The organism is Dyadobacter ginsengisoli DSM 21015, from assembly GCF_059568735.1.
The window spans coordinates 717,600-731,368 of sequence record NZ_JCANTY010000006.1; the positions used below are offsets into that span (position 1 = coordinate 717,600).

Annotated in this window: 9 protein-coding genes; 2 read left to right on the forward strand and 7 right to left on the reverse strand. The window is 48.3% G+C overall.

Translation table 11 applies throughout. The annotated features are described in order from the left end of the window. Positions 1–3: 3 nt before the first annotated feature. The 3 genes from infB to rimP all read right to left on the reverse strand — a co-directional run bounded on the left by infB (position 4) and on the right by rimP (position 4,955). Positions 4–3,072: a translation initiation factor IF-2 gene (gene infB, locus BP71_RS24735; RefSeq protein WP_496384240.1), complete on the reverse strand. Its 3,069-nt coding sequence runs from the start codon at positions 3,070–3,072 to the stop codon at positions 4–6. 70 nt (positions 3,073–3,142) lie between these two features. Then, entirely contained in the window at positions 3,143–4,384 is a 1,242-nt protein-coding gene (gene nusA, locus BP71_RS24740) for a transcription termination factor NusA (protein WP_496384242.1), read from the reverse strand. Between the two features lie 88 nt (positions 4,385–4,472). After that, positions 4,473–4,955, reverse strand: a complete 483-nt coding sequence (gene rimP, locus BP71_RS24745) for a ribosome maturation factor RimP (RefSeq protein WP_496384244.1) — start codon at positions 4,953–4,955, stop codon at positions 4,473–4,475. Positions 4,956–5,122: 167 nt separating this feature from the next. Here rimP and BP71_RS24750 point away from each other — a divergent pair, with 167 nt between their 5' ends. Further along, positions 5,123–6,205, forward strand: coding sequence for an endonuclease/exonuclease/phosphatase family protein (locus BP71_RS24750; RefSeq protein WP_496384246.1), 1,083 nt, complete (start codon positions 5,123–5,125; stop codon positions 6,203–6,205). Between the two features lie 23 nt (positions 6,206–6,228). Here the strand turns inward: BP71_RS24750 and BP71_RS24755 are convergent, their stop codons facing one another. Both BP71_RS24755 and BP71_RS24760 read right to left on the reverse strand, forming a co-directional pair. Then, positions 6,229–6,576: a DUF4907 domain-containing protein gene (locus tag BP71_RS24755; protein ID WP_496384248.1), complete on the reverse strand. Its 348-nt coding sequence runs from the start codon at positions 6,574–6,576 to the stop codon at positions 6,229–6,231. Next, positions 6,573–7,622, reverse strand: a complete 1,050-nt coding sequence (locus BP71_RS24760; protein WP_496384250.1) for a Kelch repeat-containing protein — start codon at positions 7,620–7,622, stop codon at positions 6,573–6,575. The genes BP71_RS24755 and BP71_RS24760 overlap by 4 nt, the downstream gene beginning before the upstream one ends. Positions 7,623–8,110: 488 nt before the next feature. Here BP71_RS24760 and BP71_RS24765 point away from each other — a divergent pair, with 488 nt between their 5' ends. After that, a complete protein-coding gene (locus tag BP71_RS24765) occupies positions 8,111–9,517 on the forward strand; it encodes a DUF4270 family protein (protein ID WP_496384252.1) in 1,407 nt (468 codons plus the stop codon). A 56-nt stretch (positions 9,518–9,573) separates the two neighbouring features. On the opposite strand, the gene BP71_RS24770 is transcribed toward BP71_RS24765, so the two are convergent. Further along, positions 9,574–10,476 carry a bestrophin family protein gene (locus BP71_RS24770; RefSeq protein WP_496384254.1) on the reverse strand — a complete coding sequence of 301 codons (903 nt, stop codon included), beginning with the start codon at positions 10,474–10,476 and terminating at the stop codon, positions 9,574–9,576. A gap of 91 nt (positions 10,477–10,567) precedes the next feature. Further along, positions 10,568–13,735: an efflux RND transporter permease subunit gene (locus BP71_RS24775; RefSeq protein WP_496384256.1), complete on the reverse strand. Its 3,168-nt coding sequence runs from the start codon at positions 13,733–13,735 to the stop codon at positions 10,568–10,570. Positions 13,736–13,769 lie beyond the last annotated feature (34 nt).

The window sequence follows — 13,769 nt, forward strand, 5'->3', positions numbered from 1 at the left end:
TTATCAGAGCGTTCTTTTCACCTCACGTAGTTCAAAGCTCTCGATGATATCACCGATTTCGATGTCGTTGTAGTTTTTGACACTCAAACCACATTCGTAGCCATTTCTCACCTCCTGAACATCGTCTTTGTAACGTTTCAGAGAGTCGATTTCACCAGTGTAAAGAACGATACCGTCGCGGACTACGCGGATCTTGTTGTTACGTTTGACATAACCGTCTGTTACGTAGCAACCTGCGATCGTACCGATACGGCTGATCTTGAATACTTCGCGTATCTCGATATTTCCGGTAATGATCTCTTCTATCGTTGGCGCCAACATACCGGTCATCGCATCCTTGATCTCCTCGATCGCATTGTAAATGACCGAGTAGTGACGGATTTCGATTTGATCTTGTTCAGCCATTTTCTTCGCATTGGACGAAGGACGAACCTGGAAGCCGACGATGATCGCATCAGATGCAATTGCAAGGTTGACATCAGATTCGGAGATCTGACCCACAGCCTTGTGGATAATGTTAACCTGAACTTCGGAAGTTGAAAGTTGCAGCAGCGAGTCGGAAAGTGCTTCTACGGATCCGTCCACGTCACCTTTTACAATCAGGTTCAGCTCGCGGAAGGTACCGATCGCCTTACGACGGCCAATTTCTTCCAGTGTGATGTGTTTTCTGGTCCGGATTGACTGTTCTCTCTGGATTTGCTCACGCTTGGTAGCGATATCACGCGCATCGCGCTCGTTCTCGAATACGTTGAAACGGTCACCCGCCTGAGGAGCACCATTCAAACCCAGTAACTGTACTGGCATGGAAGGTCCTGCGGATTTGAGTCGTTTGCCCAGATAGTCGGTCATGGCTTTTACCTTTCCGAAATGTGCACCGGCCAATACCACATCACCTACTTTCAGTGTACCAGTCTGAACCAGAATGGTGGTCACATACCCCCGGCCTTTATCCAATGATGCTTCTACCACAGTTCCGGCAGCACGACGTTCAGGATTAGCTTTCAGTTCAAGCAGTTCGGCTTCGAGCAATACTTTTTCAAGCAATTCGTCGACACCAAGACCGGATTTGGAAGAGATTTCCTGAGTCTGGTACTTTCCACCCCATTCTTCCACCAGTAAGTTCATATTAGCAAGCTCCTCGCGGATCTTTTCCGTATTGGCGCCAGCCTTATCGACCTTACTGAAGGCAAATACGATAGGTACCCCGGCTACCTGGGCGTGATTGATCGCCTCACGAGTCTGTGGCATTACGCTATCGTCTGCCGCAATTACGATGATGACGACGTCGGTGATTTTCGCACCGCGGGCACGCATCGCAGTAAATGCTTCGTGACCCGGGGTATCCAGGAAGGTTACCTGTTTTCCTGTCTTTGTTTTTACACTATATGCACCAATGTGCTGCGTGATTCCTCCGGCTTCACCACTGGCTACGTTTTCCTGACGGATGTAATCAAGGAGCGAGGTCTTACCGTGGTCAACGTGACCCATGATCGTCACAATCGGCGCACGTTCTTTCAGACTTTCCTCGTCGTCTACCTCTTCCTGAACATCATTCTGAACCTCTTCTTCCGCAGAAATGAATGCTACTTCAAAACCAAATTCATCGGCGATGAAGGTAATGGCTTCCGCATCCAGACGCTGGTTGATCGATACAAACATACCCATGCTCATACAAACCGAGATTACTTCCTGTACCGTCACATCCATGAGTGAAGCAAGGTCGTTGGCTGATACGAATTCGGTTACGCGCAATACTTTTGTTTCCTCGTCTCCCATTCCGTTCGGATCGTTCTGATCTGCACGGTCACGGCGGCGACCTCCTTTTCCTCTGGCCATATTTCTGGTGTTACCACCACCCATACGTGCCATTGTCGCTTTGATATTGTCAGAAACCTCTTTGTCGGAAACTTCCTCGCGTCGGTTTCCTCTGCGATTACTATTGTTGCCGCTGTTACTGTTGTTGCCACCACGGTTATTGCCTCCTTGTCCGGTTGCCGGTCTGGATTGGCCACCTTGCTGAGTGCCAGTCTGGCCAGCGGGAGGAGTTGCGGGGCGACTACGGTTTGCTGTATCAGTTGAACCAGTTTCCGCCGTCGGCGTACCGGGGGTAGCGGGGCGGTTTTCACCCGGGGCGGCTGCTCCGTCACGGATGCGCTTTCTTTTTCTGCGACGTTTTTTGTCGGCAGATGTGTCACTTGATGCGACGGGGTCTTTTTTCTTGGCTTTATCCGAAGGCAATTCAATCTTACCAACCACCCGCAAACCTCTGAGTTGTTCTCCACGTGCTTCAATCAGTTCGGACTCGCCTGTTCCTTCTTCGGGAGTGCTTACATTGCTTTCAGCAACCGGAGTTACAGGTTCGGCCGCTGGTGCGGGTTCGCTTTTCTGAACAGCAGGAGCAGGAATCTGCTCAACAGGCTGTTGCTGTTCTTTGGGAGCTTCCTGAGCGGGCACCTCCACTTGTTTGACGGGTTCCTCTTTAACGGGGACTTCCACGGGGATTTCCTTCACAGGTTCTTTCTGAACTGCAACGGGTTCAGGCTTAGGTTCTTCCTGAACAGGGGCAACAGGAGCCGGCTCGGGTTGCGGGGTCTCAGCCACTACTTCCTTGGGAGCTTCCGTTTTAGGTTCTTCCACGGGTGCAGTTGGCTGCTGTGCCGCAGGACGTTTGGCATCCAGATCGATCTTTCCTACAACCTTGATACCGGGCAGTCTGTTCTCAACAGCGGGCTGCTGAGCAGGCTCGGCAGGTTTTTCTTCCACTGCAGGCTTTTCGTCAACTTTTGGTGTATTACGGAAATAGAGAATTCCCTCCACATCGCTTTTGACCTTTTCTTCTTTGACTTCCACCGGCGCCTCCATTGCAGGAACAGGCTTATGTGACAAAGAAGCTCTCAAGTCATTGGATTTGAAGTCCTTCGCTAAAAACTCAATTTGATCGGCATTAATTTTTGTATTCGGATTACTTTCCACCTTATACCCTTTGGCAGACAGATGATCCACGATCGTAGTAATACCCACGTTGAGGATCCGTGCCACTTGGCTAAGGCGCATCATTTTATCTTCTGCCATATTAGCAATTTAGTAGAATAAGGTTTTGCATTGTTTGCAGCGTTGATTCAATATCAACGCTACGTTTTTTTTATTCAAATTCTTTTCGAAGGATATCCATCACCTCTTCCACAGTTGCTTCTTCCAGGTCTGTTCTGCGAACGAGTTCCTCTTTATTAAGAGCCAACACGCTTTTCGCAGTATCCAAACCAATTTTGTGGAGTTCGTCGATGATCCATTCGTCGATCTCGTCAGAGAATTCGGTCAGGTCAACATCCTCGTCATTTTGTTCTTCGATATCTCTGAAAACATCGATTTCCATTCCCACCAGCTTACCGGCAAGTTTGATATTTTGCCCGCCTTTACCGATGGCGAGTGAGACCTGATCGGGTTTGAGGAAAACGGATACCCGCTTTGCATCGCGGTCAATTTGCATCGAGCTTACTTTGGCAGGGCTCAATGCGCGGCTGATCAGAAGTTCCAGGTTATCGGTATAGTTGATCACGTCGATATTCTCATTACCCAATTCGCGGACAATGGAGTGGATCCGTGATCCTTTCATCCCGACACAAGCTCCCACCGGATCAATTCTGTCGTCATAGGATTCTACGGCCACTTTGGCACGTTCCCCTGGTTCACGAACAACTCTGCGTACAGAAATAATTCCATCATAGATCTCAGGAATTTCCACTTCGAAGAGTCTTTCCAGGAATACAGGAGATGTTCTGGAAAGCGTAATCTTGGGAGAACCGTTGTTCATTTCAACTTTATGGATCACCGATTTCACCGATTCGCCTTTACGGAAGCGGTCTTTGGAGATCTGTTCGGTCCGTGGAAGTGAAAGTTCATTGCCTTCCGAGTCCACGATGATCACTTCATGCCGCAATGTCTGGTATACCTCTCCGGTAATCATTTCACCTACCTGATCCTTGTATTTCTCGAACATGATTTCTTTCTCCATGTCCTTGATCTTCTGGATCAATGTCTGACGGGCCGTCTGAACAAGCCGGCGACCGAATTCCACGAGCTTTACTTCCTCTGCTACTTCTTCACCTACCTCAAAGTCACTCTGGATCCTGCGTGCTTCCGCAAGCGGGATTTTATTGTAGTCCCAGATATCTTCGGAATTGTCGTCAACGATTTCGCGTGTACGCCACATTTCGAGGTCACCGCTTTCGGGGTTGATAATCACATCAAAATTATCGTCGGTGCCATATTTCTTGCGAATCATAGTACGAAATACCTCTTCCAAGACACTGATCATCGTAGGACGGTCGATGTTCTTAGAGCTTGCGAACTCCGCGAATGATTCAATTAATATTCCGCTATCCATTGCTATGTTAAAGAATATTTGCTGATACTAAGTTATACATATTATATAATTGATCACAACCCGGGATCGCTATTCCGGCGTCGTAAGTCTATTTAAATGAGATTTCAACCAGAGCCTTGGAAATGTCATCCAGCTGAATCTGTCTGATCAGGGATGCTTCGTCCAAAGGTACCTTGGGTTTCTTCTTGGGGGCAGCAAGTTGAATAGTGATGTTGTCATCTCCCGCTTCGGAAAGAGTACCCTGTAATATCTCACCGTTTTTTAAAGTAACCTTGAGATTTCTCCCCTGGTTCTTTTTGTATTGGCGGGGTAAAACCAAGGGCTGATCCAGGCCGGGGGAGGAAACTTCCAGCGTATACGCGTCTGTGAAAACTTCCAGCTCTTCCAACTGCTTTGCCAGTCTGCGGCTGATGGATGTACATTGTTGTATAGTGATCCCCTCGTCACTATCGACGAGAATCGATACCTTCTGGCTTAATTTGGAAGGCTTGATGACGATATCAACTAAAAAACAGTCACCTTCTTCCAGCAGCGGAGCCAGTAAAACTTCCAAATGTTCCTTTACGGTCATGTACAATATATACAAATAAAAAAGGGGATTTAGACCCCCTCAATCAATCGATCAAAATAGAATAGGATGCAAATATAAAACTATTTTATCATTTCCGCAAACATAGAAGGATGTCTTAGAAATCCCGGTCGATCCGTTATTTTTGCTGAAAAAGGGATTTTAGATCAATGAAGGGGATAAAGAGGTTCTTGTGGTTTTTGTATCAATGCTTTGCTTTTTATACCCTGCTGATTTACATGATGATACTGTGGGTGCCGTTCAGCGGATGGTTAGCGGGTTTTATGATGATGTCGTTTCCGGCAGTTTTCGTGGTTCACCTAGTCTCATTGCCTATCTGGTTTGTCATCGAAAGAAGAAAGGCCCTTTTACCGCTGGCATTACTTGCCGGTAGCGCGTTTTTCTTGCCAAGAAGTTTTGCCTTTAACCGTCAGGAAGCCGGGGAAAAAGTGGCCGGGAAACAGACGCTCAGACTGATGAGCTACAATGTGCATGTGTTTCAGAAAAACTCCGACTGGCGGCAAGATGCTGTCAAAGACGAGATTAAGGAAATGAAACAATGGATCGGCGAGAGCGGGGCCGATGTGCTGTGTATGCCTGAATATTTTAACCAGCCGCAAGGGCTTTTCGATAACAGTGAATTTTTGCGGAAAAAAGGATACAAATACCAGGAATTGTACGGGAAGCAGGGGAAGAAAAGTGACTACAATGGACTTGCGATGCTATCAAAATACCCAATCATAGCTGTCCGTGATACTGTATTCGAAGCGCAGAACGGTATGATTCAGGCGGATATCAAGGTGGGGCAGGATACTGTGCGTATCATCGGCCTTCATCTTTATTCGATGACCCTGAGCCTGGGAAAGCTTGTCGAGCAGAAGCAGATGGATGGCATCGAAAGGGAAGGGAAGACCACATTCGGAAAGATGAAGACTGGCTTCAGACAGCGTGCTGATGAGCTCATACGCCTGCAAAACTGGATAGAAGCTTCACCTTACCCGGTGATCATTTGCGGAGATTTTAACGAGGTCCCCTACGGCTACGTCTACGGGGAACTCAGGAAGAGCCTGCAAAACAGTTTTGAGCAGCAGGGAGAAGGCTTTGGGTTTACCTACAACCAGCTTCCCTATTTTATCCGCATTGATCACCAGTTTTACGATGACAAGCGGCTTTTGCTGACAGATTTCAAAACCTTCTCCGATGTCAGATACTCCGATCATAATCCGATCATGGGTACTTACGTCTTCAGGTAGAAAATTGCAGAACTCCGTGAAGGTCAGTGATGAACTCCCAGGCTATCAAGTTCGGCGGCGGTGATCGTTGGCGGAAAGATACCGCGATCTAGTTTTTGTATGACCAGCTTGCCAACGGTGATGGCCTCCTGTTCGGAGATAAATCCATTAGTCCCAGCCACACCGGGAATAAATTTTTGTTCGATAACCGGCATTGTATCTTGCCGGATCCGGTAACCCCATCCATTCTGCTGGCTAAATGCCTCAACCCTGAAATGGGAAAGGCCTTCGCGGCTCCCATCAATGCGATGTCCTTTTAAGAACAAAACATAAATGGCTGTCGCGAAGGCCAATATAGCTATAATCAGGATTTTAAAATTCCTTTTGATCACAGATCGTCGTCGTCGTTAACTGGCGAGCCCGGATCAAAGCCCCAGAAATCATCCGTACCGCCTGATCCTGTGCCGCTACCTGTACCGAAATAGCCTGTGGTGCCTACCACAAACCCTGCCGCAAAGCCACGAGCGGATGGGAATGATGCTTTTTCTGTCCAGCTGTTAGCGCCCGGATCATATTCCCAAACATCAGATCTGCCTTCTCCGCCAATGATGTAAGACTTGCCGTTGATTACGAGCGCCAGACCGTAAGCGCGGGCAGGGAATGCATCCTGATCGAATCCATCAGCGAATTCTATGCGGCTCCATGTTCCTTTTCCTGCGCCACCTGCCGGATCAAAGCTGTACAAATCTTTGGTTGAACCGGTTGAATTGCTCTTGCCGAATCCCACGTACGCTTTGTTGCCGATCGTGAACGAGAGTGCACCCTGCCGTTTTCCACCGATGAACGTCGCGATTTCAGACCATTTGCCGGTTGTTCCTGAGCTAGGGTCAAACTCGTAGAAGTCCTGGAAATAATTGACGCCGTTGTAGCCGAGACCTACGTAAGCACGGTCGTTTACGACAAAAGAGGTTGCAAACTGACGTGTGCCTCCTGCGAAATCAGCTACCGCCTTCCATTTGTTGGTCGCGGGATCATATTCGTAAAAATCTTTTTTGTATCCGTTGTCTATGGCAAGCACGCCGTCGTAACCACCACCGACGTAAGCTTTTCCCTTAAGGACGAAAGCAGTAGCGTTGTTACGACCTGTTCCGGGAAAGGGTTCTGTCTGTGACCATATTTTGGTTTTAGCATTATAAGCCCAGAAATCCTTTACGCGGGGAACCGCCTCGTTTGTATAACCTGTACCAATGTAGCCCACGTCGCCAATCACAAAGCTTACGGAGTTAGTCCTGATAGCGCCTCCGAAGCTTGGGAGATCCTTTCTGAACCAGTTTCCTGTTTTCTCGGTATCGTCACCGTCTTTGTTACAGCTCAGCTGAACCAACGCGGTTGAAGCGACTAGAAGGGCTAACGAAGTCTTTTTTAAGGTATTAAACATGAAAAATATAGTTTGACGAATTGTTACAAATGAATAATGAGGATTGATGAATATTCAGATCGCGGCTTGTGGTAGGGAAAATACCCAAAAGAGCTCCTTAACCTAAATTTTTTGCAAACATAACATCTTGATACTGGTAAGTAAAATAATCAGATATTTTTTGTCCAAAACTTTAATCAGCCAGCGATTACTTTCAACGCGAATCAGTGAGCAATGTTGCGTTCATTACGTTGGTAATACTTACCATGACGCCGGCTAAGATCAAAAGGTTTGAAATAGCGGGGGCAGTTTTTACGTTTCTTTCGCGGTCTGCCACTATTTATTGGATTACGGCGTAACAGTTGAAAAGTCTCTGCTGGTCCTTACGTGTACATTTTGTGTTTTGTTGCAAACCTGTTTTTACTTTCTTATTTGTCCTATTTCGCTCAATCATGTTGTAATTAAGTTTGCATGTGATATTTTTGCACTTTTTACTGTTCTTGCTCTAAATGAAATTTAAGCCTTATTCCTTCGGGGGATCGTCAACAGTTCATAAACTACTGGTCATAATTGGAATTACCTTTTCGCTCAGCGCCTGTGAATGGGGAGATCAGATTGAATCACTGGCACAGCCCAACCCGGATGATTTCGCAGTGTTGTTGTCAGACACCGTCACTATCCAGCTTTCTACGATCGGAGCAGATTCGATCATGACGGGAGGGCCTTCCCGCATGCTGGTTGGTACCTATAAAGATCCTTATTTTGGCAAAGTCCGGGCCATGAACTTCTTTCAGCCTACAACTGAAAGTGGTGTGAGTATCGTCGAGAATGCGGAGTACGACTCATTGATCCTGTCAATGCGTTATGATAATTCTTATAGCTATGGGGATACTACTCAGGCACTTAACCTGAGCATTTACAAACTGCTCGCGGATATTCTGGACAAGAATTCCTACTGGAATCACAACTCGACTGTATATGACCCGACGCCTATCGGGAAGGTGAGGATTGTTCCGAGGCCTACTACATCAGATGTATTGAAGATAAGGCTTTCGGATGCTCTTGGAAAGCAAATTTTCCAGATGGCCAAAGACAATAAGCTGACTTCCAATACAGACTGGATCAATTTGGTGAAAGGACTTGTGGTAATGCCCGCTGCAACGGACAACGGTCCGGTGATCGGCTTCAAAATGCGTTTGGGTATGGATAGTACCTCTGTGCAACTTCATTATCACACGCCGCTGGTCAGCGAATACAAGAAAGATTCCACCATTTTTAAAATCGAGGCGTCCTATAATCAGATCGTAGCAGACCCTGCCGGCACGCAGCTGGCTAAGTTGCCGGCCAATAAAAGATTGTCATTGCCTGCCGCGCAGTCAGGGAACATGGCATTCATGCAGGCAGGGACCGGCATCATGATGCGTGTGGACCTTCCTTATCTGAAACATTTCAAATACACCAAGTATACCGCCATAAACAAGGCTTTTTTACGCATCCGGCCATTGAGGGCATCGGTAACCAACGCCCTGCGGGTGCCACCGGCACTGTATATTTACCGGGTTGACAAGAATAATCAGTTCTATACAGACGGGAACGGGTTACCAGTCCCATTGTACACGCTCGCATCTACATCCTCACCCCAGCCTGTTGCCAGCAGATATACGCGCGATCTGGTTAACAACGACGAGTATTATTTGTTTGACATCAGCTCATTTGCCACTGAAATCATGACGACAGAGTCTGGTGACGTGGGCGGATTAGTAGTCCGTAGCGGACCGTTCAGCACAGGAGGGTCGTTTCGTGACGCGAATACGCAGTTTAGCATGAGTGTGGACCGGCTGGTGGTAGGGAGTCAGCAGCACGCAACTCCGGGAGTGAGCCTGGATTTGTTCTACACAAACGTAAAGCCGAAGTAAAATTATCGTAACAGAACTGACAGGGGCTGGCCGTTTAGCGGTCGGCCCCTTTTTGATTACATCACCACGCCATTTTTGGGAAGGATTTTTTCGGGGATCTTTTCTGCTTCGATCAGTTGCAGCAGGTTGATTTCGATGTTGCGAGACAGGGAAGTCATCGGGATATCATTGGGGGCATTCTCGAATGGATTTTGCAGAATGTAAGCGATCCATTCTACATAAAAGAAGAGGAAAGATATGGTAAATGTGATCGGTATGGCAATCCTGCCGATGCTTTCGACAAGGCCCATAGGAAGTACCAGCGTGAAAATGAAGATGACCAGATGGATGAAGAAGCTGTATTGGGTGGGAAAAACCGTGTTTTTGATTCGCTCACATTTTCCCATGGCATCACACAGGCGCTGAACGGTATTGTCGATATTCTGGTAAAGCAGGGTGGGAATTTTACCCGAATCGTGCAGCTCCGCAAGTTTCGACTGAATCAGGTTCAGGATGGCATTGGGAATATTGTCCTGGTTGCTGACATACGCGAGCTCTTCGGCGGTCAGGTGCAAGTCCGCGTACACCAGCGTCTGGCTTCGCCTCAGCGAATTGGCAAGTGCGTAGCACCAGGCAATCTGCAAGTGTGTAATGTTTGAGACAATCGCGTCTTTTTCCTCTTTTGTGGTGTGGACAAATGCTTTTGCCTGTCTGCCCAGTGTACGGCTGTCGTTGACGATCTCCCCCCAACATTTTCGGGCTTCCCACCAGCGGTCATAAGCTGAATTGGTCCGGAAACCGAGCAGGAGCGACAATGCCGTCCCGAGAATAGTGGTAATTGAGATGGGGAAGGAGAGGAAATGCCAACCCTGGTAACTGAACAGGTAGAAGACCAGCGTGGCATAGAATGTGACTGCGACGACTCCCACCCAGATACCTTTCAGGAGTCGCCAAATCGAAAAGACTTCTTTAACGTACATACATTATGATAATAAGTTCTTTCCCAAAATAATAAAAAAGCGGACCATGACAACTGTCATAGTCCGCTTTCCTGGTGGGCTGCCGGAGTTATCAGTGCGCCGCAGTGCCCGTTACATTACCCGGTTTGTTTTGCTGCCCCTTTTTACCGCTTACCAGCTTTTCGATAGCCACAAATAAAACAGGTACCACAAAAATCGCCAGGGAGGTCGCTGCGATCATTCCTCCAAACACAGTCCAGCCTATCGTCTTACGGGACTCGGCTGCGGCGCCGCTTGCGAAAGCCAGCGGAAGTACGCCCAGGATGAATGCCAGGGAGGTCATAATAATCGGCCGCAGACGCAACTGTACCGCTTCGAGGGTTGCCTTTACGAGCTCCATACCACCATCTACCCGTTCTTTCGCAAACTCTACGATCAGAATGGCGTTTTTGGCGGCCAAACCGATCAGTGTGATCAAACCGATCTGTGCATAGATATTGTTGGACAGATTGGGCAGGAATGTCAGCGTCAGAATGGAACCGAATGCCCCGATGGGCACGGCAAACAATACTGAGAAGGGGATAGACCAGCTTTCGTAAAGAGCTGCAAGGAAAAGGAACACAAACACAATGGAGATGGCAAAAATCGTGGTCGTGCTATCGCCCGCCTTGATCTCCTCGCTACTCATACCGGAGAATTCGTAGCTATAACCGGCCGGCAGCTTGGCTGCTTCTTCACGCAAGGCAGTAATCGCCTGGCCGCTACTGAATCCCGGTTTAGGCGTTCCGTTGATTTCTACGGATCGGTAGATGTTATAGTGAGAGATCAATGCCGGGTTTTCAACGACTCTGGAAGTGACCAGCGCGCTGAGCGGTATCATGTTACCAGCCCGGTTACGGACGTAAAATTTCTGGATTTTGTCCAGCGACGAGCGGAAGCTGCTGTCGGCCTGTACCATGACCCGGAAGTTACGGCCATAGAGGTTGAAGTCATTGACATAGGAGCTACCCAATAAAGTCGATAAAGAACTGAATACATCGTTGACCTGTACGCCCAGCTTTTTTGTCTTGTCGCGATCGACATCAATCTGATAACTAGGTGTCCTTGCATTGAAGAAGGTGTAAGCCATTGCAATTTCAGGACGTTTGTTAACAGCTCCCAGGAAATTTCGGGCCACTGCCTCGAATTGCTGGATATTGTCCGTGCTTGTAGATTGTTGTAACTGGAAGGTAAAACCCGATGTGGCACCCAGACCAGGGATAGCAGGTGGAGCGATCGCCAGCACACGCGCTTCCTTGATATCGGCAGTCCGTTTCTGAATTTCTTTGATCACCGCCTGCACGTGGTGTTCTGCACCTTTGCGGTCGGCCCAGGGATGCAAACTCACGAACATGGTTCCGACGTTGGATTTATTCGAAAAGCTGATCACATTAAGTCCGGCCAGACCACCCACGACCTTCACTTCGGGGATAGATGATACCCGTTGCATGATGTCTTTGATCATCGCTACGTTCCGGGTCGTCGAAGTGGCTTCCTGCATTTCGTAGGTTACAAAAAGGCGGCCTTCGTCTTCCACTGGGATAAAGCCAGAAGGTTTGTTTTTGAAAAGGAAAAACAGGCCTACAAACAGACACACCATCATCACCAAAACCAATGGTGTTGCCTTGATCCATTTCGATACGCCGCGGGTATAGGAATGCGAGACTTTATCAAACCAGTGATTGAAACGGTCGAAGAATTTTTCAAGCAGGTTCTTTTTGTCTCCCTCGCCTTTGGAAGGGCGCAGCATGATCGAGCAAAGCGCGGGTGTCAGGGAAAGCGCAACAAATGCCGAGAGCAGTACCGAGACGGCGATCGTAATGGCAAATTGCTGATAGAGGCGTCCGACAATCCCCGGTACAAAGCCTACCGGAACGAATACCGCCGCCAGGATAAGCGCAATGGCAATTACAGGTCCGGAAATGTCTTTCATAGCCTGCTCGGTGGCAGCCCTGGGCGACATTTTTTTGTCATCGATATAATGCTGAACAGCCTCTACCACAACAATCGCATCGTCGACCACGATACCGATTGCCAGTACGAATGCAAAGAGTGTGAGGGTATTGATCGTAAAACCAAAAGGAATGAAGAATATGAATGTACCGATAAGGGATACGGGAATCGCCAGGATAGGGATCAATGTCGCACGCCAGTTTTGCAAAAACAAGAATACTACGATCACCACCAGCAGCATCGCCTCTCCGAACGTGTGAAGTACTTCTTCAATGGACACTTTTACAACTGATGCCGTTTCTACGGGAATCACGTAGTCAATGTCCTTTGGAAAGGTCTTCTTCATTTCGGTTAATGCCTTCATCACTCCTTCATAAGTATCGAGTGCATTGGCATCAGGTGCCTGGTAAATCAGGACAAAAGCAGCGGGTTTTCCGCTCACAAATGCATTGACACCGTAGTCAAATTTGCCGAGCTCCACGCGGGCTACGTCACGCAGGTAAACTACGCTTCCTTCCTCGGGAGAAGACCTGACAATAATGTCTTCAAATTGCTCCTTGGTATTCAAACGGCTGTTTGTCAACACGCTGTATTCAAAAGCCTGCGCATTGGGCTGCGGGGTACCACCCACGGTTCCCGCTGCTACCTGCAGGTTTTGTTCGGCCAGTGCTGCGGAGATGTCCGAAGGTGTCATGCGCAGGTTAGCCAATTTTTCGGGATTCAACCAGATCCGCATACCGAAGTCGTCGGCACGGGAGACGATATCACCCACTCCTTTTACACGTTGCAACGCGTCTTTGAGGTAGATGTTGGCGTAGTTACCTATAAACTGCGCATCGTGCGTCCCATTGGGGGAGTACAATGCCAATGCGATCATGATACTCGGCTGACGCTTGCGCACGGTCAGGCCCAGGCGCTTTACCGCATCCGGAAGTGTGGGCTCAGCTACGCTGACGCGGTTTTGTACATCCAGTGCGGCAATGTTGACGTCGGTACCCACTTCAAATGTGACGTTGATACTGCTTTGTCCACTGCTGGTACTGTTGCTGGACATGTAGGTCATCCCCGGCACACCGTTGATCTGGGTTTCAATCGGCGTGGTGGTCGTTTGCTCGACGGTCTGCGCGTCCGCTCCTGTGAAGTTACCGCTAATGGAAACGGTAGGCGGCGTTACGTCGGGGTATTGGGCTACCGGTAAAGTGGTAAGGGCGATCAGCCCCACGAGAACCAGTACAACAGAAGATACTATCGCTGTGACCGGCCTTTTTATAAAAATATCTGCAATCATTTCTTACTGGTTTATGAAATGGTAAAAGGACCCG